This window comes from Streptomyces sp. NPDC040545 (assembly GCF_055595065.1).
In genome coordinates, this window is record NZ_JBVIWA010000021.1 from 114,834 (window position 1) to 134,496 (window position 19,663).

Here is a 19,663-nt window from a genome sequence, read left to right on the forward strand (position 1 = left end):
GGACGCCGCGGCAGCCGGCACATCAGTTGCCGAGTCCGCGCACGTACAGGTTGAACTTCCGGCCGGTGCCGTCACCGCCCAGGTTCGTCGCGCCGGTCGTGAATGCGACGTGGTGGCCGTCGGCCGAAATCGCGGGGCTGTAGCTGTGCCCATCGCTCTGCGAGCCGTCGTCCGCGACGCTGACCCTGGTCGTGGTGGCGGTCACCCGGTCTCGCACATACACGTCCCAGCGGGAGTTGGTGTCGCCGGTCACCAGCTTGTCCTCGCCGGACACGAAGGCGATGTATCGGCCGTCGGCCGAGAGGGGCGTCCGCTCCTGGCCGGGGGTCCAGCCGTCGCTCAGGCCATCGGGGCCGAGGTTCACCTGCGTCGTCGTCCGGGTGACCCGGTCGTACAGGAAGATGTCCGTGTCGAACGGCCCGCCGGTGTCGCCCGCCACCAGATTCGACGCCGTGGATTCGAACGCGACGAAGCGGCCGTCGCCCGAGACGGTCGCCGTGCGACTGGCGGAATTGCCTTCGACGCCGCCGGGACCGACGCTGATCCGGTCGGTGTACCCGGTCAGCCGATCGTGCACGAACACGTCGTCAGCGCGATTGTTGTCGGGGAACAGGGACAGCGTCTTCGCCCCGGAGGAGAAGGCGACGTAGCGCCCGTCTGCCGAAATCGACGGCAGTTGGCTGATGCCGTCGCCCTGGCGAGCGTTCGAATCGACGCTGACCCTGGTGGTCCCACCGGTCTGCCGGTCGCGCACGAAGACGTCGTGGCTGTCGTTGGTGTCGCCGGACACGAGGTTCGACGCGGGGGAGTCGAACGCGACGAACCGGCCGTCGGCGGAGACCGACGGATGGGAACTCTCACTGTCGCTCTGTTCGCCGTGGCTTCCGACGCTGACCGTGGTCGTCTCACCGGTCTGCAGGTCGTGCACGAAAACATCGCGGTAGCGGTTGGTGTCACCGGCCACCAGGTTCGTCGCGAAAGACTCGAACGCGACGTAGCGGCCGTCGGCGGAGATCGACGGATTCCGGCTCACGTTGTTGGCCTGGTTGCCCGCGGAGTCGACGCTGACCCTGGTGATGACGCCGGTCTGCCGGTCGCGCACGAACACGTCGTCCGCCCGGTTCGTGTCGCCGGCCACCAGATCCCTTGCCGGTGAGGCGAAAGCCACGTAGCGGCCGTCGGCGGAGATCGACGGAGCGCCGGCGGAGTTGCCGATCGGTGTCGTGCCCGCCGGCTTCGGTTCGGCATCCGTGGCATGCGCGACGCCGCCCGCCAGCAGCGCCGCGGCCATTCCCGGCGCGAGCACGGCGCGCCCTGCGTTGCGGATTACGGAGATGCGTCTCATGGGTGTCCTTCTGTTCGGTTCGCCGCCACGGCAGCCAATTGCGCTGATCAGCCTTCCGTGCCGGACCGGCCGAAGCATGAGGGAACCCCCTACACCTTCGGCGTCGCGCCCTGCGCGTCTCGTCAGTGCGCCCGGCGGTGCCACTCCTCGGCGAGCAGCCGGTAGGAGTTCACCCGGTCCGCGTGTCCGTGCGTGATCGTGGTGATCAGCAGTTCGTCCGCGCCGGTCGCCGCCTGGAGCCGCTCCAGGTGATCGGCGACGGTGCGCGCGGAGCCGACGAACCGGGTCTCCAGCCGGTCGGCCACCAGCCGCCGGTCCGCGTCGGTCCACGGCAGGGCCCGTGCCTCGGCCGGGGTGGGGTAGGGGATGGCCCCCTCGGCCGTCCGGATGCTGCGTACCCAGGCCCCGTACCCGGTGGCCAGTTCGCGCGCCGTCTCCTCGTCCTCGGCCACCACCACATCGGCGGACACCGACAGATACGGCCGGTCCAGCTCGGCCGACGGCTTGAAGGCGGCCCGGTACCCCGCGGCCGCCTCCAGTACCGCCGCCGGACTGACGTGGTAATTGGCCGCGAACCGCAGCCCGTTGCGACCGGCCGTCTCCGCACTCACCCCGCCGCTGCTGCCCAGGATCCACACCTCCACGTCGGCCCCTTCGCCGGGGACGGCATGCGCCTCCACCCCCTCCGGCGAGCGGTACTCGCCCCGCAGCAGCGCGAGCACGTCGTCGACCTGCTCGCCGTACTCCTGCGGCTGGGCCCCGGGCAGGTTCAGCAGCTTCTGCTGGAGCGCCACCCGCGGGTGGCCCAGCAGATGGGCGAAGGAGAACGGGTCGGGGATCCGCAGCCCGTTCGGCGTGTACCCGTCCACGACCGGGGTGAGCGGCGGCTGCGGGCCCGGACGGTCGGACGGCCGGGGCCGGCCCGCCGAACGGCCCAGCCCCAGGTCGATGCGCCCGGGATGCAGTGCTTCGATCAGGCCGAACTCCTCGACGGTCGACAGCGCGGTGCGGTGCCCGAGCTGCACCGCGCCGGAACCGAGCCGGATGGCCGAGGTCGCGGAGGCGGTCAGCGCGAGCACGACCGCCGGGGAGGTCCCGGCCACCCCGGGATTGAGGTGGTGCTCGGCGAACCAGTAGCGGGCGTAGCCGAACTCCTCGGCCCGCCGGGCGAGATCGATGCTGCGGTGCAGGGCCTCGGCGGCGGTGGAACCGGAGGAGACGGGGACGAGGTCGAGGACCCCGAGAGGGATGCCGGGCATGGCCGGACTCCTTAAAGGTCGGGGAGGCAAGGGTCGGGGAAGGCGGGGTCGGGTATCGCGCGGCGCAGGACCGGCGCGATGTCCGACTGGAAGAGTTCGAGCGAGGCACGGTGCTCCGCCTCGGCGAGCCCGCCCGCCTCGGCCTGCAGGTGCAGGGCCGTGTGGCCGAAGGCCTCGTGGTAGCGGTGCACCTTCTCGATCACCTGCTGGGGGCTGCCGATCAGTGCCGAGCTCCGCTCGACGAAGTCCTCCAGGGTCGGGAAGACGGGAGCCGTGCCCAGCTGCTGGTGGAAGGCGAGGTAGCGCGCGAACGCCGGCCGGTACGCAGCGACCGCCTGCTGCGAGGTGCGGGCCGCGTGGTAGCCGGCCGTGCCCGCGCCGACCACCGCCCGGGCCGGATCGTGCCCGTAGTGCTCCCAGCGCTCCCGGTAGTGGCGGATCAGCTCCGCGTACGGGCCGATCGGGTGGGTGACGTTCGCCGAGATCAGCGGGTCGCCGTAACGCGCCGCGAGATCGACCGACTCCCGGCTCGTGGCACTCCCGTGCCAGACCCGCAACGTCCGCTGGTACGGCCTCGGCAGCACCTCGGCGCCGCTCAGCGCGGGCCGGAAGCGCGGCTGCGCGCTCACCTTGTCCTCCCGCCAGATCCGGCGGAACAGCTCGTAGCCCTCGGCGTTGCGTTCCCACTGGTCCTCGGGGGTCACCTGGAAGAGCTCACGCTGCGCCGTGCCGTTGCCCTTGCCGATCATCAGCTCCAGGCGCCCGTCGCTGAGGTGGTCGAGCGTCGCGTAGTCCTCGTACGCCCGCACCGGGTCGAGCAGGCTCAGGGTGGTGACGGCGGTGAACAGCCGGATCCGGCGGGTGAGCGCGGCGATGTGGCTGAGCACCACGGGTGGCGAGGAGGACAGGAAGGGCCGCTCGTGGCGCTCGCCCACGCCGAAGCCGTCGAAGCCGAGCTCCTCCGCCAGCAGCGCGGCGGTGACCACCTCACGGAACCGCTCCCGGGTGGGCTTGAGGCCACCCGTCGCGGGGTCGGGGGAGTCCGTGATCAGGGTGATGGCGAGGAATTTCACGAGGCCGGGGCCGGAGCCGGGGCCGGGGCCGGTGCCAGGGCCGGAGCCGCGAGGCCGAGGTGGTCGCGCAGGGTGGTGCCCTCGTACTCGGTGCGGAAGACCCCCCGCTCCTGGAGCAGCGGTACGACGGAGTCCGCGAAGCCGTCCAGACCGCCCGGGGTGATGTGGGGGACCAGGATGAAACCGTCGGCGGCGTCCGCCTGCACCAGCGTGTTGATCGACTCGGCGATCGTGGCGGCCGAGCCCACGAAGGTCTGGTCGGCGGTGGTCGCGATGACCAGCTCGCGGATCGACAGGTTCTTGGCCCGGGCCAGCTCGCGCCACTGCCGGGCCGTGGCGAGCGGATCGCGGAACTGCCGTACGCTCGCCCGCCCGAGGGCGATGGTGTTCTCCCCGACCTTCGGGTCGATCTCGGGCAGCGGACCGTCCGGGTCGTAGGCGGACAGGTCCCGGTTCCAGACGTGCTCCAGGTACTTGATCGCGGTCTGTCCGCTCACCTGGAGGCGGCGCACCTCGTGCGCGATCTCCCGCGCCTGCGCGTCGGTGTCCCCGAGGACGAAGGTGGCCGCGGGCAGGATCTTCAGCTGGTCGTGCGTACGGCCGTGCCGGGCGAGCCGGCCCTTGACGTCCGCGTAGAACTCCCGTCCCGCGTCGAGGGTTCCGTACCGGCCGAAGATCGCGTCGGCGCCGGCGGCGGCGAACTCCCGGCCCTCCTCGGAGTCGCCCGCCTGGAAGATCACTGGACGGCCCTGCGGGCTGCGCGGCACGTTGAAGCGGCCCTCGATGTCGAAGTGCCGGCCCCGGTGGGCGAAGGCCCCGGCCCGCGCGTCGCGCAGGAAGGTGCCGGACCCCGCGTCGGCGGCGATCTCCGAGCCGTCCCAGGAGTCGAACAGCTCGGTGGCGGTGGCCAGGAACTCCTGGGCGCGGGAGTAGCGATCCTCACGCGGCAGGAATCCGCCGCGCCGGAAGTTCTCGCCGGTGAAGGCGTCCCAGGAGGTGACCACGTTCCAGGCGGCCCGGCCCTCCGAGAGGTGGTCGAGCGTGGCGAACTGGCGGGCCACCTCATAGGGCTCGTTGAAGGTGGAGTTGATGGTGCCGGTCAGGCCCAGGCGCTCGGTCACCGCGGCCAGGGCGGCGAGCACCGTGAAGGTGTCGGGCCGGCCGACCACGTCCAAGTCGTATATCTCACCGCCCTGTTCGCGCAGTCGCAGCCCCTCCGCGAGGAAGAGGAAGTCGAACTTGGCGCGCTCGGCCGTCCGCGCGAAGTGGATGAACGAGTCGAAGTCGATATGGCTGCCGGCGGCCGGGTCGCTCCACACGGTGGTGTTGTTGACGCCCGGGAAGTGGGCCGCGAGATGGATCTGCTTGAGCGGCTTGCTGCTCATGGTTCGTCCTTCCGGAGGGTCCGGGTCGGGCGGCGGGCCGGGCCGTGATCAGGCTGCGGGCCGCGCGTAACGGTTGGCCGGGCGGTCCAGCCCGAGCAGGCCGCGCAGGGTGTCCGCCTCGTACTCCTGGCGGAACGCCCCGCGCCGCTGCAGCTCCGGCACCAGCCCCCGGGTGATGGCGGGCAGGTCGTGGGCGATCACGCCCGGCCGCAGCAGGAAGCCCGACAGACCTGCCGAACGCCGTTCCAGGAGCAGGTCCGCCAGCTGCCCGGGACTCCCGGTGAAGACCGCACCGTCACCGGCGTACGGGGCACCCGCGAGCGCGTCGAGGCGCTCCAGGCGTGCGGCGGCCGCCGGAGCGTCCGCGTCGAGGAACACGGTGAGGTCTCCGAAGAGGTGCAGCGGGTCCGCCGCGGGCCCGGCCGCCTCCCGGGCCCGCCGGATCGCCGCCACGGCGGCGCGCGTACCGCCGTCGTCGCGCGCGGCCACGTATCCGACCTCGGCGGACCGGGCGACGAGCGCGTACGAGGCCTCGCCGTCGCCGGACGCGCTGACGACGGGCTGTCCCTGCGGCGGGCGCGGGGTGATCGACGGCCCCCTGACGCTGAAGTGGCGGCCCTCGAAGTCGATGTGGTGCAGCTTCTGGCGGTCGACGAACCGGCCCGTGGCCACGTCCCGGATCTCCGCGTCGTCCTCCCAGCTGTCCCACAGCCGCCGGATCACCTCGACGTGGTCGGCGGCCTCCGCGTACAGCTCCCCGTCCGCGAACGGAGCGGTCCGCCGCCCGAAGTGCCGTGCCTCGTGGGCGAGCCCGGACACCTGGATCCGCAGGCCGGCCCGGCCCCGGCTCACGTGGTCGAGCGTGGCGATCGCCTTGGAGATGTGGAAGGGCTCGGTGTGGGTGGCCGTCACGGCCGGGACCAGCCCGATGTGCCGGGTCAGGGGTGCGACGCGGGCCGCGGTGAGCACCGCGTCCAGCCGCCCGCGGACCCGGTCCGTACGCACGTCGGGTCCGGCGGGCGAGGAGGACTGGAGGGCGAGGCCGTCCTCGAAGGTGATGAAGTCGAGCAGCCCGGTCTCGGCCTCGGCGGCGAGACCGGCCCAGTAGCGGGCGGTGAAGAGCTCGGCGGGCCGGGCGCCGGGCTCGCGCCAGGCGGCCGGGTGCCGGCCCGCGCCGTCGAGGGCGACGGCGAGGTGCAGGGGCGCCGGGGACGATGAGGAAACGGACACGGGGAATTGCGCCTTCCTGCTCGGCGTACGAAAAAGGGAAGCCGATGCGGGATCACGTAATCGGCCCGTCATCAATTTCTTTCGAAAACGCTACGCCCGATAGCGGTGCCATACAATGACCGGAATATTAAGAGAAGTTGGCAGCGGTGTTGCCCGGGGCCCGGACGGCCAGGAAGAAGGGCCGGCGGCGCAGGGTGAAGCCGATCGGCTCGTAGAGCCGGATCGCCCGCGTGTTGCTCGCCGCGGTGTGCAGGAACGGGACCTCGCCGCGCTCCCGGATGCCCGCGGCGACCGCCCGCACCAGCCTCGTCGCCAGGCCCCGGCCCCGGTGGCCGGGATGGGTGCACACCGCGCTGATCTCGGTCCAGCCGGGCGGACGCAGCCGCCGCCCGCCGGGTACTGGGCGAAGGCGGTGTGCGCGCCGGACAGGGAGGCCCAGGCCGGGTTGTCCAGGACGTGGGGGTTCAGGACGTGGGGGTTCGGCGAGGTGTGCGCGGGGGTGCTCATGAGTTGCTCAGGGGCAGGCCGGGCGGGTTGACCGCCGAGGTCTTCACGGCCTCGTCGGACAGGTTCCAGGCGGCCAGCAGTTTCTCGTACTGGCCGTTCTCGATCAGGTGGTTGATGGCCGCCGCCACCGGCTCGGCCAGCCCGCTGTCCTTCTTGGCGGTCGCCGCGATCAGGCCCTGCAAGGACTCGCCGGCGCCGGAGAAGGACCCCGCGTTGCGCGTGGGGGTGCTGCCGTTCGCGGTCTGGGTGACGTGGTAGGCGATGGAGGGGTTCGGGGCGAAGTTGATGTCGATCTTCTTGCCGCTCAGGGCGAGGAAGACGCTGTTGGTGTCGGGGAAGTACTTGACGGTGAGGTCCTTGCCCTCGGCCTGCAGCTTCTTCTGCCACTCCAGGAGGATCTTCTCCTGGTTGGTGCCCGAGCTGACGGCGACCGTCCGGCCCGCGAGGTTGCGGTAGTCGCCGCCGAAGTTCCAGGAGCTGTCCTTCAGCACCTCGAAGGCCAGGTTGTCCTGCCGGTACGAGGCGAACTCGTACTTCTTCTTGCGTTCCTCGGTGACCGTGACGTTCGTGAAAGCCACGTCGACCTTGCCGCTGTCGATGCCGACGAAGAGGTTCTCCCAGGTGGAGTTCTTCACGACCGGCTTGAGCCCGAGGGCGGCGGCCACCAGCCGGCCCAGGTCCGGTTCCGCCCCGGTGAGCGTCTTCTGGTCGGTGCCGAGGTAGGCCAGCGGCGGGAAGCCGGCGGGGAGCGCGCCGACGCCGACGACCAGCTCGCCCCGTTCGCGGACGGCCTGGGGCAGCCGGGCGCGCAGCGACTCGACGACGGGGACGGACAGTTCGGTCTGCCGCGCGGCGCCGTTGGACTCCGCGCCGACGGTGACCTTGCCGGAGGCCGTCGCCGTCCCGGTGGCCTCGGCATCACCGCACGCGGTGAGTCCGCCGGCGAGGGTCACGGCCGCCGTCGCGGCGCCGAGGCCCCGCAGGAGTCTGACGCGCAGGGTGGGCTCGTGGTGCATGGCGTTCCTTTGCGGGAGTGGGAGTGCGGGTGAGAGTGGGGGTGGGGGTGAGGGAGGGGCGGGGTCACAGGACCTTGCTCAGGAACTCCCGGGTGCGCGGGTGGGAGGGCCGGTCCAGGACCAGCGCGGGCGGACCCTGTTCGACGATGCGGCCGTCGTGGAGGAAGACCACCTCGTCGGCCACCTCGCGGGCGAAGCCGATCTCGTGCGTGACGATCACCAGCGTGGTGCCCCCGGTGGCCAGCTCCTTGATCACGGACAGCACCTCGCCCACGAGCTCCGGGTCGAGCGCGGACGTGGGCTCGTCGAAGAGGATGACCCCCGGCCGCAGCGCGAGGGCCCGGGCGATGGCCACCCGCTGCTGCTGCCCGCCGGACAGCTGCCGCGGATAGGCGCCGGTCCGGTCCCCGAGCCCGACGCGGTCCAGCAGTTCCCGTGCCAGGGCCTCGGCCTCGGCGCGGGGGAGCCGCCCGGTGGCGACCGGAGCCGCGGTGACGTTGTCCAGCACGGTGAGGTGCGGGAAGAGGTTGAAGTTCTGGAAGACGAAACCGATCCGGCTGCGCTGGGCGAGGATCGCCCGCTCGCTCAGCTCCTTCAGCCGCCCTCCGTGCCGCCGGACGCCGATCGGCTCGCCGCCGACGCTGACGTACCCGGCCTCGGGCCTCTCCAGGTGGTTGATGACCCGCAGCAGGGTGGACTTCCCCGAGCCGGAACGCCCCAGGACGACCGTGACCGTGCCCGGCGGGACCGTCAGGTTCACCCCGTCCAGGACCGGCCGGCCCGCGAACCACTTGTGCACGTCGTGGACCTCGATCGCGGCGGCCGGCGCGGCGAGAGCGTCGGTCGCGGTCATCGGGCCGTCTCCGTCCGGAAGCGGACGCGCAGCTCGCGCACGGCCGTCCGGACCCGCTGCGCCGGGGTGGGCGGCAGCGTGCGCAGCGCACCGCGCGCGTAGTGCCGCTCGACGTAGAACTGGACGACGGAGATCAGGCTGGTGAGGATCACGTACCAGGCGGTTGCCACCAGCAACAGGGGTACCACGTCGCCCGGGTAGGTGCCGGCCAGGTTCTGCACCGAGCCGAAGAGGTCGAGCAGGGACACGTAGAAGACCAGCGAGGTGGCCTTGACCAGCCCGATCAGCAGGTTCACGTACGAGGGGACGATCGCGCGCAGTGCCTGGGGCAGAACGATCCGGGTGAACCGGTAGCGCCCGGGCAGGCCCAGCGCGGCCGCCGCCTCGTGCTGGCCCTGGTCCACGGAGAGCAGGCCCGCCCGTACCACCTCGGCCGCGTACGCCGCTTCGGCCAGGCTCAGGCCCAGGACCGCGATGACCATCTCGGGGGCCGGCCGGGACTCGTCGAAGGTGAGGAAGGCCGGTCCGAACGGCACCCCGATGCCGATGGTGGGGTAGAGCGCCCCGAGGTTGTAGAGGAAGAGCAGGACGACGATCAGCGGCACGGATCGCAGCAGCCAGACGTACGCCCAGCTCGCCGACCGCAGCACCGGGTTGGCGGAGAGCCTGGCGAGGGCGAGCAGAACACCGCCGGCCAGGCCCAGCACCGCGCTGTACGCCGCCACCTGGAGGGTGATGAGCAGCCCGTCGAGGATGACGGGCCGCAGGAACCAGTAGGCGAAGCGGTCCCATTGGTAGAAGGGGTTGGTGAGCAGCCCGTGCGCGGCCTGGGCGGCGAGCACCAGCACGACGCCGGTGGCGAGCCACCGCCCGGGCCGGCGGAGCGGGCGGACCCGCTCGGCCGGCGCGGGCGGGCCGGAAGGGCCGGTGGGCGCGGCGAGGACAAGGGATTCGGTCACGGACACTCCAGCAGCTTCGACAAATCGAAGAATCGAAAAAGCAGCCGTCATGCCGGAAAGAAGAGGCCGCCGATGTCGTTGTCTGCGGCGTAAACTAGGCAGCCCGGAGAAGGGCTGTCAACGTTCCTGATCGGTATCCGGATAAGCGTGCGGCAATTTAATCGGCCGTACATGAAACGCCTTCCGGCGAAATAATTCGGGGTGCGTGGAGTATGTGGGGTCTGGGGGCTGATGGGGTGTGAGGGTCTGTCTCACAGCCAGGGGATCTGCTCCGCGGCGTACCGGTAGGCGCGGAAGACCGAGTTCTGGGAGCCGGCCGAGGACTCCAGGCCCACGCCCTCCCCGAAGGACCGGAACTGCGGGACCACGAACTCCCATACGACCTCCCCGCCGGGGGTCACCTCGAAGAGCCGTCCGAAGGAGCCTTCGGCGATGAAGGTGTTGCCGTTCGGCAGGCGCTGGGCGCTGGACATGTACGGGCTGAAGAAGTTCTGCGGCGGGTTGTCCTCGTACGCCCACACCTCCTTGCCGGTGGACGGGTCGAGCTCCAGCACCCGCGAGTACGGCACCGAAGTGGTGTCGCGGTAGGTGCCGTTGTCGAAGACCAGCAGGGTGCCTCCGGGCAGTTCGTGCGGATGGTGCTGCTGGGCCAGCACGTCCGGGCCGATGCGCCACCGCACGGACCCGTCGGCGCGGTCCACCGACACGGTGGTGGACGCGCTGCGGAAGCCCACCACGATCGAGCCGTCCGCGCTCTCGTTGACGGTGTTGGCCATCGGCCAGTGGTTGCGGGCGAAGTGCGGGTTCAGCGGCACCTCCGCCGGGTCCAGGTGCTCGATGGCTGCCCAGCGCCACACGATCTCCCCGTCCCAGGTCAGTTCGTACACCACGTCCCCGTAGATCACCCCGCCGGGCGCCTCGGATCCGGGGATGCCGCCGCGGATCCGGGCCGCGTCGGCCGGGTCCAGCGGCTCGACCGCCCCGATGATCAGGTTTCCGTTGCGCAGGAGCGAGGCGTCGTGGTGGTGGAAGGGGTGCCGGACCTCGCGGATCACCGTCGAGTCCGGGGCCAGCTCCTGGAAGATGCCGCCGTGGTAGACGTCCCAGATGGGGAAGAGGGTCGGGCCGCCGGTGTCCTTGGCCGCGTAGAAGAGGTTCCCGTTCGGAAGGATCTGCGCCTGGCGGCCGGGCGGGTGCGGGGAGTTCCAGGTGTGGACCGGCCGGCCCTCGATGTCGACGAGGTGGATCTCGCCGGCGCTGGTGATCGGTGTGTAGAGGGTGAGGCCGCCGTAGCTGCGCTCGGGGTCGTGGGCGATCAGGCCGACGCCGCGGCGGCGCAGGGTGTTCTGGTCGACGGTCATGGGAGCTCTCCTGGGTGGGTGTGCGTGTACGTGTGCGTGGTTCAGCGGACGGTGACGGCGGCCGGGTCGACGGCCGTCAGGGGGCCGGCGTCGAGGTACTTCAGCAGTGCGGCGCGGTCGGCGGCGCCGGGCAGGTTCTGCGCGGCCTTGGCCCAGGCGGCCTCCTCCTCCAGCTGCGCCAGCAGCTCGGGGGAGAGGGTGGCGCCGTAGGTGTAGCGCGGCTGGTAGGTGTCGACGTAGGCGGCCTGGAGGGCGCCCTTGGACTGGGCGAGTAGGGCCTTGCGCGCCCCGGCCGGGTCGGCGCCGAGCTCCCGCTGGGCGCGCAGCAGCGTGCGCAGGACCGCGGTGGTGCGCTCCTCGTTCGCCGAGGGGCCGGCGACGAGGAGGGTCCTGGCCGTGTACCCGGTGAAGAGGAGCTCGGCGTAGGAGCCGCCCAGGGCGGTGCGCGCGGCGTCGTAGAAGCTGGGGAAGGTGACCCCGGCGTCGACGTCCCCGCGGGCCAGGGCCGAAGTGACCTGGTTCGGGGCAAGGTTGACCACGGTGACGTCCGCCGTGGTCAGCTGCGCCGAGGCGAGCATCCGCGACAGCGCGTACTCGACGTTCGTGCCCTGCGGGACTCCGACCTTGAGGCCCTTCAGTGCGGCGAAGCCGGTGATCTGCCGGTCGGTCCGGGTGAGCAGGCGCCAGTCGGAGAACCGGGACAGGTCGGCGACGACCCGCAGCCCGCGCCCGCCCAGCGCGGCCGTCACGGCGGGCAGATCGCCGACGACGCCGAGCTGGGCCTGGCCGCCGAGTACGGCGTTCAGCGCGTCCCGGCCGGTGGGCTGGGTGGTGACGGTGGCCTCGATGCCCTCGGCCGACCAGAGGCCGCGCTCCTCGGCCACGTGGACGGGGGCGCCGCCGAGATGGTCGCTCGCGGCGATGGTGACGGCCGGACGGCCGCCGTCCGCCGATTCCGACGGGGAACCGGCGCAGGCCGTGGCGAACGGGGAGAGCAGGGCGGCCAGCAGTACGGCGGCCACCGCGCGGGGTCTGAGCATGGTGAACAGTCCTTCCGTGGACATGAGCGGGATCATGGGGAACCGAGGTGGCGGGCGATCAGGGAGCGCAGGTCGGGATCGGGCGGCCCGGCCGGCACGGCGTGGTCGGCGAGCACCCGCCCGGGACTCCCGCCGAGGACGATCACGCGCCCGGCGAGCGCCAGCGCCTCGTCGATGTCGTGCGTGACGAACAGGACGGTGGTGCCGCGGCGCTGCCACAGCTCCCTCAGCAGGGTCTGCATCCGGGTCCGGGTCAGCGCGTCCAGCGCTCCGAACGGCTCGTCCATCAACAGCACTTCGGGTTCGGCTGCCAGCGCCCGGGCCAGCGCCACCCGCTGCTGCATCCCGCCCGACAGCTGGGCCGGGTACTTCTCCGCGCCGTCCGCGAGCCCCACCTCGGCCAGCGCCGCGAGGGCGCGCCGGCGGCGCTCCGTACGGGGCAGCCCGAGGCGCTTGAGGGCGAACTCGACGTTGCCGCGGGCCGTGCGCCACGGGAACAGCGCGTAGTGCTGGAACACCACGCCCCGCTCCGGCCCGGGCCCGCGCACCGGCTCCGCGCCCGCGGTCACCCGCCCGGCGGTGGGCCGTACGAAGCCGGCCACCGTGTTGAGGACCGTGGACTTGCCGCATCCGCTGGGCCCGAGCAGCGCCGTGAACGAGCCCGCCGCGAACTCCAGGTCGGCGTGTTCCAGCACCGGCGGGCCGGCCCCGTAGCCCGCCGAGAGCCCCTCCAGCCGTACCGCGAGGCTCATGACGCGCTCCAGTGCACGAACCGGCGGCCCACGGCGGCCAGGACGAGGTCGACGGCCACCCCGAGCAGCCCGAGTACGAGCAGCCCCGCGAACATCCGGTCCACCCGCAGGAACTGGCCGTCCACCTGGAGCCGGTACGCCAGCCCGCTGTCCGCACCGCCCAGTTCGGCCGCCACCAGCGCGAGCAGGGCCACCGAGGCCCCGTAGCGCAGCGCCGCGAGCAGGGCGGGCGCGGCGGCGGGCAGCAGCACCTCGGTGAACCGCCGGTGCAGCGGGGCACCCAGCGACCGGGCCGCCCGCAGATGGGAGACCGGCACCCGGGACACCCCGTCGTGGACGTACAGCCAGACGGCGAGGAGGACGGCGTACGCGATGAGCAGGCGCTTGGCGCTCTCGCCGATGCCGAACCAGGCGGTCGCGAGCGGTACCAGCGCGATGGCCGGGATCGGCCGCAGGAAGGAGATCACCGGGGTGACGGCGGCGGACACCTTCGGCAGGTAGCCGGTGGTGAAGCCGAGCGCGCCGCCGATGACCGCGCCCAGGGCGAAGCCCTGCCCGGCCCGGGCCAGGCTGGCGCCGAGGTCGGCGGCCAGGGTGCCGCTGCGGGCGCTGTCCGCCAGGGCGGCCGCGGTCTCGCCGGGTGTGGGCAGCAGTCCCGGGGCGACCCCGCCGGAATGGGCGAGGAGGTACCAGAGGGCGAGTACGACGCCGGCCGCGCCCAGGGCCGGGCCGAGCCCGGCGAGGCCCCGGCCGGGGGGTGAGGGGGTGGCGTGCACGGGGCGGCTCCTCGATCGTTTGCAGCGCGTTCGTTCCGACGCGTTGATAAGTGAGGTCAATAATTGACCACGCTTATGTCGGGAGTGTTGCGGCAGTGCGAAACCTCCCGCGGCCCCCCGGCACGCCGGACCCGATGAGGTACGTTCACCTGCGTGTCTCGCCCAGAACCCACCCCCGAAGCGATCGAGGTCGGACGGGTGATCCGCGGCTGCCGCAAGCAGCGCGGCGTCTCCATGGCCGTACTCGCCACCCGCTCAGGCCTCTCCCAGCCCTTCCTCAGCCAGCTGGAACGCGGACTCGCCACGCCCAGCCTCAGCTCGATCTACCGGATCGCCGAGGCCCTGGACGTCACTCCGGGCACCTTCCTGCGGCCGCCCGACCGGCCCGGCGCCGTCAGCCACGAGAACGACCCCCAGGTGATCCGCGTGAACGAGGCCGCGGGACAGATCGCCCAGGTGCTCATCCCCGGCGGGCGCAGCACCGTGATGGAGGCCTACGAGCACCACTTCGAGCCCGGCCGGGGCGAGCGCGGCTGGTTCGAACACCCCGGCGAGGACTTCCTCTACGTCCTGGAGGGCGAGATCGTCCTGGAGGTCGAGGGCGAGGACCCGCTCACCCTGCGCGCCGGCCAGAGCGCCCACCACCGCGGCGAACTCCCGCACCGCTGCCGCCTGTCGGGCCCGGCCGCGGCACGCACCCTGCTCGTCATCGCGAACGCCTGAGCCAGACCGGCAGGGCACCCTCCCGGGCCGGACCCCCGTCCCGCCCCGCGGACCCGGACGTCCGCAGCCTGTCGACCGCCGCCAGCCGCGCCCCGACGTCCAGGTCCCACAGCCGTACGGTGCCGTCCGTACTGCTGCTGGCCACCGTCCGCCCGTCAGGGGCGAAGACCACGCCCCACACCGCGTTCGCATGGCCGGACAGCGTGGCCACCGTCCGGCGTCCGGCCACGTCCCACAGCCGGACCGTGCGGTCGTTGCCGCTGCTCGCGAGCGTGCGGCCGTCGGGGGAGAAGGCGAGGCCCCGCGCCGAGCCGGTGTGCCCGGCCAGCGCCGCCAGGAAGCGGGGGCGCCGCGCGTCCCACAGCCGTACGGTCCCGTCGTTGCCGCTGCTCGCCAGCGTCCGCCCGTCCGGGCTGAACGCCACACCGCGCACCGCGCCCCGGTGGCCCGTGAGGACGGTGAGCGGGCGGCGCCCCGCCACGTCCCACAGACGGACCGTCAGATCGTCCCCCGCGCTCGCCAGGGTGCGCCCGTCGGGGCTGAACACCACATCGTTGGCGAAGTCCGTGTGACCGGTGAGGACGGCGAGCGGGCGGCGCCCCGCCACGTCCCACAGCCGTACGGTGCCGTCGGAACCGGCCGAGGCCAGGGTCCGCCCGTCCGGGGAGAACGCCACCGAGAACACGGTCCCGCCCGGGCCGTCGAGCACGGCGGAGCGCCCGCGCGCCGCGGTGTCCCAGAGCCGGATCGTGCCGTCCGAGCCGGCCGAGGCCAGGGTCCGCCCGTCCGGGGAGAACGCCACCGAGAACACCGTCTCGCCGTGCCCCGCGAACGTCGCCAGGACCCGGCGCCCCGCGACGTCCCACAGCCGCACCGCGTGATCGGCCTCCGCGGTGGCCAGCCACTTCCCGTCCGGGCTGTACGCGGCGTGCCAGACCTCCGTGAACGGCCGCGAGGCCAGCACCGCGCCCCGCAGGTCCCACAGCACCACCGACTGGTCGAAACCGGCGGTGGCCAGTATCGCGCCACCGCCGTCCACGGCCACCCCGAGGACGTAGTCGGTGTGGCCGGCGAGCGTGGCCGTGGCCCGGCCCCCCGCCACGTCCCACAGCCGGGTCGTACCGTCACCGCCCGCGCTGACGACCGTCGTCCCGTCCGGCGTGTAGGCGACCGCGTTGACGTCGTCGCTGTGCCCGGTCAGCGTGGCCGTCGTCCGGCGCCCGGCCACGTCCCACAGCCGTACCGTGCGGTCGACGCCCCCCGTGGCGACCGTACGGCCGTCCGGGGCGAAGGCCACGCCCAGCACCTCGTCGGTGTGCCCGGTGAGGACGGCTGAGGGACCTGCCTCCACCGGGTCCCACAGCCGTACGGTCCGGTCGGCGCCGGCCGACACCAGCTTCCGGCCGTCGGCGGCGTACGCCAGGGCGTTCACCCGCCCGGTGTGGCCGGTGAGGGACGCGAGGGCATGGTGGTCCCCGGCGGCGTCCCACAGCCTGATCGTCCCGTCGGCACCCGCGACGGCCAGGCTCCGCCCGTCGGGCGCGAAGGCCACGGCCCGGGCGCCCGCCGTACTCTCCGGGAGCTGCGCCCCCGCGCCACGGCCGGCGGTGTCCCACAGCCGCGCCGGCCCGTCCGTCGAGGTGGCCGCGAGCATCGAGCCGTCGGGGCTGAAGGCCACCGCGCGCACCCGCCCCGGCATGGTGAAGGTCGCGATCGTCCGGCGGTCGGCCACCCGCCGCAGGAGCACCGTCCCGTCGGAACCGGCGCTCGCCAGCAGCCCGTTGCCCGGGCCGAAGGCCACCGCGTTGACCGGCCCGCCGTGCCCGCCCAGGCGGGCGACGAACGGCTGGGACTGGGTGCTCAGCAGCGCCCCGCGGGCCTCGCTCGTCGCCGAGGTCCGGTACGCCTCCCCGGCGAGCAGCATCGAGGCCTCCGGCCGGCCCGAGGCCAGCGCCGCGGACTGCAGGGCGAGCGCCCGCGAGCGGGCGACGCGCTCCTGGCCGAGCGCGCCCGAGCGCTGCTGGTACGCGAGCCCGCCCGCGCCCACCGCGAGGACCAGCAGGACCACGAGCGTGGCCAGCGTCCACTGCCGCAGCCGCACCTGACGCCCGGCCTGCTGCTCACGGCTGTCCTGCGCGTCCCGGCTCGCCCGCAGGAAGGCGGCCTCCACCGGGCCGAGCCGGCTCCAGCCGTCGTGCTCGTCGGCCCAGGCCCGGGCGGTCTCCAGCCGGGTCCCGCGGTGCAGCGCCGACGGATCGCGGCCCTCGCGCTCCCATTCGGCGGCGGCGTGGGCCAGTTGCTGATGGACCAGCAGCCCGGCCCGGTCGGCGCGGATCCAGCCGCGCAGCCGCGGCCAGGCGTGCAGCAGGGCCTCGTGGGTGATCTCGACGGTGTCGCTGTCCATGGTGATCAGGCGGGCCCGGACGAAGGTGTCGAGCGCGGCCGCGGCGGGACCCGCGTCGGCCAGCTGTTCCATCAGGGCGGTCCGGCTCATCCGGCGGCGCGTGGCGCCCGTACCGTCGGCGACGTGCACCAGCCGCACCAGGACGCGGCGGAGCGTGTTCTGCTCGGCCGGGTACAGGCGGGTGAACACCTCCTCGGCGGTGCGGGCGATCGCCCCCTGGATGCCGCCCGTGCGCTCGTACCCGTCGACGGTCAAGGTGGCGCCCTCGCGCTGGCGCCAGGTGGCCAGCAGGGCGTGCGAGACCAGGGGGAGCACCCCGGAGGGAGTCCGGTCGGGCTGATCGTCGCGCAGTCCGGCATCGCGCAGCAGCAGCGGGAACAGGCCCGGTTCGAGGGTGAGACCGGCGAGGTCCGCCGGGCGGGTGATCGATTCCCGCAGCTCCGCCAGGGACATCGGCGGCAGGACGAACAGCCCCCGGGTGAAGACCGGGGCCAGCTCCGGCAGGTCCAGGCAGTTCCCGGAGAAGTCGGCCCGTACGCCGACCACCACGACGGCGGGGTCGGGACCCGCCGCTCCGGGACCCGCTGCTCCGGGACCCGCTGCTCCGGGACCCGCTGCTCCGGGACCCTCCGCTTGGAAGCCGTCCGGTGCGAGGCCGTCCGGCCCGGGACGCGCGGCCGCCAGCGCGCACAGCACCCGGACGAAGGCGCGCCGCTCGTCCTCGTCGGAGCACAGCGTGAACAGCTCCTCGAACTGGTCGACGAGCAGCACCGGACGCGGGGGCGGCGGCGTCCGGTCTGGGCCGTCCGCCGGGGGAGGGCCCCAGCGCCGCCGGACGGCTTCCAGCAGCGCGTGCGGCCGGTCCCGGACCTCGCCCACGGTGACGCCGAGCTCGCCGCCCAGGGCTTTCGCGGCGCAGTCCAGCAGTTCCTCGAGCGGGTGCGCGGTGGGCGTGAACCGCAGCACGGGCCAGCTGTCGGAGCCCGGCATCGGGAAGCCGCCCCCGCGCAGCGCCGGCACGAGACCGGCGTTCAGCAGGGAGGACTTGCCCGCTCCCGACGGGGCGAGCAGCATCAGCGGCCCGTCGCCGGTCCGTTCGAAGACCCGCTCGATCAGCTCGGCCGTCGCCCGCTCCCGGCCGAAGAACCAGCGGGCCTCCCGCGCGGTGAAGGCCGGCAGGCCCCGGTAGGGGCACTCGCCGCCGGCCTGCGGGCCGACTGCGCCGCCGCCACTGCCATCGGCCCCGCCGCCGTCCCCGCGCGGCCCCGTTTCCCGGACCATCCGCACCAGTTCACCCCCGGCCCGCAGGACGTCGTCGCAGCGTCGCGCGACGTCGACGGTGACGCGCTTCGAGCCGGTCTCGATCTTGCTCAGATAGCCCTTGCTGTAGTGCGTCTGCCGGGCGAGGTCCGCCAGGGACAGGCCACGTTGCACCCGCAGACGTCTCAGCTGTGCGGGAAAGGGCATCACGGCGTCGTCGGACCCGTGCGGGCGGTCGGTCTCTGGCCGGCGGTCCGGATCCCCCAAGACATCCCCCATGGCAGTGCGCGCCCAGGCAGCGGTACGGGAGCGCCCAGGCTACAGGGGGGGTGGGGCGAACGACCGCCTTTTCGAACCGGTATGACCAGAACACGAGCGTGCGGAGCCGCCTGGAAAGCGGCTCCGCACGCCGCCCCGGAGGGGGCGTCGCTACGGGTTGAGCCGGACCGAGTCGACGGGCGTGAGGTCGGCGTGGACGCCGGTCTTGGCGGCGATGGGGCTGCCGCAGCCCGAGCCTCCGGAACCCGTGCACAGATTTGCGGTCGCACCGCCGTACTGGTTGTTGAGCACCCAGTGGTTCCCGAACTGATTGCTCAGATTGTGCGCCCCGTAGGTGTAGAAGACGTGCGTCGGCCTGACGGCGGGATTCTGGTTCTGAGGGTAGATGCAGACCGCCCCGTCCGGGCATCCGGCCCACGCGTCGGCCGGCTTGGCCTCGACCGTGCCGCTGAGCGCGATCACGGCGACGACGGAGGTGGCGAGCGCGGCGGCGCCGCGGAACATCCTGCGCATGATTTCCCCTTGTGGTGCTGGCCCCGTGCTGACGGCTTCAGCCTGCCCCCGGCCCGCACCGGGGTCGACGGGTTGCCCGTCGCCCGACGCGGCAGCGCCCGGGAAACCCCCTGCCACGAGCCCGGACGCGGAGCGGCGGGCAACGGCCGGGCGGGGCGGCGTAAGACTTTCGTCATCGGTGCGGGCATGGCGCACGGCGGGCCGGCCGCGTTGAATCCGTAGGCAGTGACCGGCAAAGGCGAAGAAGAGGGAACGGCAGTGACACGGAACAGGCGCGGACGGCTGTGGGGCGGGGCATCGATCGCGGCGGCGGTGGTGCTGGCGGTGGCGCTGTACTGGCTGCAGCCGTGGAAGCTGTGGCAGGACGAGACCGTCCGCGAGGCGCTCCCGGCCGCCGCCGCGCCGTCAGGCCCGGGCGCGCCCGCGGCCGTACCGGGGGCCCCGGCCGCCCCGGTGACCGTGGCCCGCGGGACGCTCATCAGCCACGAGCACAGCACCACCGGAGCGGTGGAGCTCATCCGGCTCCTCGACGGGTCCCACACCCTGCGGCTGGCGAACCTCGACACCAGCAACGGCCCGGACCTGCGGGTGTGGCTGACCGACGCCCCCGTGAAGGAGGGCGTGGCGGGCTGGCGCGTCTTCGACGACGGCAAGCACGTGAGCCTCGGCAAGCTCAAGGGCAACAAGGGGGACCAGAACTACCTGGTGCCCGCCGACGTGAACGTCGCCGAGTTCACCAGCGTCACCATCTGGTGCGACCGCTTCGACGTCTCCTTCGGAGCGGCGAGCCTCGCCGCCGTGTGACGCGCCTTTCGGGTCCGCCCGGGCCGGGCGACACGCCGTAGGGCCGGAGCTGATCGGGCGTCACCCCGTTCGGCGGTCTCCCGGAGTACGACTATCCACTCCTCCGGACGGCAAAATGCGGCCG

The 19,663-nt window shown here is 73.1% G+C and carries 16 protein-coding genes and 1 pseudogene; 2 read left to right on the forward strand and 15 right to left on the reverse strand.

Going from position 1 to position 19,663, the window contains the following annotated elements:
- Nucleotides 1-22 precede the first annotated feature (22 nt).
- From ACZ573_RS31480 to ACZ573_RS31540, 13 genes and pseudogenes are all read right to left on the reverse strand, one after another.
- On the reverse strand, nt 23-1,345 hold the full coding sequence (locus tag ACZ573_RS31480; RefSeq protein WP_471310711.1) for a TolB family protein: 1,323 nt from the start codon (nt 1,343-1,345) through the stop codon (nt 23-25).
- A 122-nt stretch (nt 1,346-1,467) separates the two neighbouring features.
- Nucleotides 1,468-2,604, reverse strand: a complete 1,137-nt coding sequence (locus ACZ573_RS31485; RefSeq protein WP_471310714.1) for an LLM class flavin-dependent oxidoreductase — start codon at nt 2,602-2,604, stop codon at nt 1,468-1,470.
- A gap of 11 nt (nt 2,605-2,615) precedes the next feature.
- A complete protein-coding gene (locus tag ACZ573_RS31490) occupies nt 2,616-3,677 on the reverse strand; it encodes an LLM class flavin-dependent oxidoreductase (protein ID WP_471310717.1) in 1,062 nt (353 codons plus the stop codon).
- On the reverse strand, nt 3,674-5,062 hold the full coding sequence (locus tag ACZ573_RS31495; RefSeq protein WP_471310720.1) for an NtaA/DmoA family FMN-dependent monooxygenase: 1,389 nt from the start codon (nt 5,060-5,062) through the stop codon (nt 3,674-3,676). Before ACZ573_RS31495 ends, ACZ573_RS31490 begins: the two co-directional genes overlap by 4 nt.
- A 48-nt stretch (nt 5,063-5,110) precedes the next feature.
- Complete coding sequence (locus ACZ573_RS31500; RefSeq protein WP_471310722.1) at nt 5,111-6,364, reverse strand: LLM class flavin-dependent oxidoreductase; 1,254 nt, start codon at nt 6,362-6,364, stop codon at nt 5,111-5,113.
- A 55-nt stretch (nt 6,365-6,419) separates the two neighbouring features.
- Nucleotides 6,420-6,683 (reverse strand): annotated as a pseudogene (locus tag ACZ573_RS31505) (GNAT family N-acetyltransferase); the annotation flags it as partial.
- 112 nt (nt 6,684-6,795) lie between these two features.
- A complete protein-coding gene (locus ACZ573_RS31510; RefSeq protein ID WP_471310724.1) occupies nt 6,796-7,815 on the reverse strand; it encodes an ABC transporter substrate-binding protein in 1,020 nt (339 codons plus the stop codon).
- Between the two features lie 64 nt (nt 7,816-7,879).
- On the reverse strand, nt 7,880-8,668 hold the full coding sequence (locus ACZ573_RS31515) for an amino acid ABC transporter ATP-binding protein (RefSeq protein WP_471310727.1): 789 nt from the start codon (nt 8,666-8,668) through the stop codon (nt 7,880-7,882).
- Nucleotides 8,665-9,678, reverse strand: a complete 1,014-nt coding sequence (locus ACZ573_RS31520) for an amino acid ABC transporter permease (RefSeq protein ID WP_471310730.1) — start codon at nt 9,676-9,678, stop codon at nt 8,665-8,667. Before ACZ573_RS31520 ends, ACZ573_RS31515 begins: the two co-directional genes overlap by 4 nt.
- Before the next feature lie 200 nt (nt 9,679-9,878).
- Nucleotides 9,879-10,988 (reverse strand): aryl-sulfate sulfotransferase, encoded by a 1,110-nt coding sequence (locus tag ACZ573_RS31525; RefSeq protein WP_471310733.1) that lies wholly within the window; start codon nt 10,986-10,988, stop codon nt 9,879-9,881.
- A 41-nt stretch (nt 10,989-11,029) separates the two neighbouring features.
- Nucleotides 11,030-12,052 carry an ABC transporter substrate-binding protein gene (locus tag ACZ573_RS31530; protein WP_471310736.1) on the reverse strand — a complete coding sequence of 341 codons (1,023 nt, stop codon included), beginning with the start codon at nt 12,050-12,052 and terminating at the stop codon, nt 11,030-11,032.
- Between the two features lie 8 nt (nt 12,053-12,060).
- Nucleotides 12,061-12,780: an ABC transporter ATP-binding protein gene (locus ACZ573_RS31535; RefSeq protein WP_471310739.1), complete on the reverse strand. Its 720-nt coding sequence runs from the start codon at nt 12,778-12,780 to the stop codon at nt 12,061-12,063.
- Entirely contained in the window at nt 12,777-13,556 is a 780-nt protein-coding gene (locus ACZ573_RS31540; RefSeq protein WP_471310742.1) for an ABC transporter permease, read from the reverse strand. Before ACZ573_RS31540 ends, ACZ573_RS31535 begins: the two co-directional genes overlap by 4 nt.
- A gap of 153 nt (nt 13,557-13,709) precedes the next feature.
- Here ACZ573_RS31540 and ACZ573_RS31545 point away from each other — a divergent pair, with 153 nt between their 5' ends.
- Entirely contained in the window at nt 13,710-14,279 is a 570-nt protein-coding gene (locus tag ACZ573_RS31545) for a helix-turn-helix domain-containing protein (RefSeq protein WP_471310745.1), read from the forward strand.
- Here ACZ573_RS31545 and ACZ573_RS31550 read toward each other — a convergent pair.
- Together ACZ573_RS31550 and ACZ573_RS31555 are read right to left on the reverse strand one after the other, a co-directional pair.
- A complete protein-coding gene (locus ACZ573_RS31550; RefSeq protein ID WP_471310748.1) occupies nt 14,263-18,222 on the reverse strand; it encodes an nSTAND1 domain-containing NTPase in 3,960 nt (1,319 codons plus the stop codon). The genes ACZ573_RS31545 and ACZ573_RS31550 overlap by 17 nt on opposite strands.
- A gap of 150 nt (nt 18,223-18,372) precedes the next feature.
- Nucleotides 18,373-18,735 carry a hypothetical protein gene (locus ACZ573_RS31555; RefSeq protein WP_471310751.1) on the reverse strand — a complete coding sequence of 121 codons (363 nt, stop codon included), beginning with the start codon at nt 18,733-18,735 and terminating at the stop codon, nt 18,373-18,375.
- Between the two features lie 258 nt (nt 18,736-18,993).
- Between ACZ573_RS31555 and ACZ573_RS31560 the strand changes: the two genes are divergently transcribed.
- On the forward strand, nt 18,994-19,539 hold the full coding sequence (locus ACZ573_RS31560; RefSeq protein ID WP_471310753.1) for a DM13 domain-containing protein: 546 nt from the start codon (nt 18,994-18,996) through the stop codon (nt 19,537-19,539).
- Nucleotides 19,540-19,663: the final 124 nt, after the last annotated feature.

Coding starts and splice junctions, on each gene's coding strand:
- ACZ573_RS31510 (WP_471310724.1), bottom strand. CDS start 7,815: ATGCACCACGAGCCCACCCTGCGCGTCAGACTCCTGCGGGGCCTCGGC.
- ACZ573_RS31500 (WP_471310722.1), bottom strand. CDS start 6,364: ATGACGGGCCGATTACGTGATCCCGCATCGGCTTCCCTTTTTCGTACG.
- ACZ573_RS31525 (WP_471310733.1), bottom strand. CDS start 10,988: ATGACCGTCGACCAGAACACCCTGCGCCGCCGCGGCGTCGGCCTGATC.
- ACZ573_RS31515 (WP_471310727.1), bottom strand. CDS start 8,668: ATGACCGCGACCGACGCTCTCGCCGCGCCGGCCGCCGCGATCGAGGTC.
- ACZ573_RS31520 (WP_471310730.1), bottom strand. CDS start 9,678: ATGACGGCTGCTTTTTCGATTCTTCGATTTGTCGAAGCTGCTGGAGTG.
- ACZ573_RS31550 (WP_471310748.1), bottom strand. CDS start 18,222: ATGGGGGATGTCTTGGGGGATCCGGACCGCCGGCCAGAGACCGACCGC.
- ACZ573_RS31535 (WP_471310739.1), bottom strand. CDS start 12,780: ATGAGCCTCGCGGTACGGCTGGAGGGGCTCTCGGCGGGCTACGGGGCC.
- ACZ573_RS31530 (WP_471310736.1), bottom strand. CDS start 12,052: ATGTCCACGGAAGGACTGTTCACCATGCTCAGACCCCGCGCGGTGGCC.
- ACZ573_RS31495 (WP_471310720.1), bottom strand. CDS start 5,062: ATGAGCAGCAAGCCGCTCAAGCAGATCCATCTCGCGGCCCACTTCCCG.
- ACZ573_RS31485 (WP_471310714.1), bottom strand. CDS start 2,604: ATGCCCGGCATCCCTCTCGGGGTCCTCGACCTCGTCCCCGTCTCCTCC.
- ACZ573_RS31555 (WP_471310751.1), bottom strand. CDS start 18,735: ATGCGCAGGATGTTCCGCGGCGCCGCCGCGCTCGCCACCTCCGTCGTC.
- ACZ573_RS31480 (WP_471310711.1), bottom strand. CDS start 1,345: ATGAGACGCATCTCCGTAATCCGCAACGCAGGGCGCGCCGTGCTCGCG.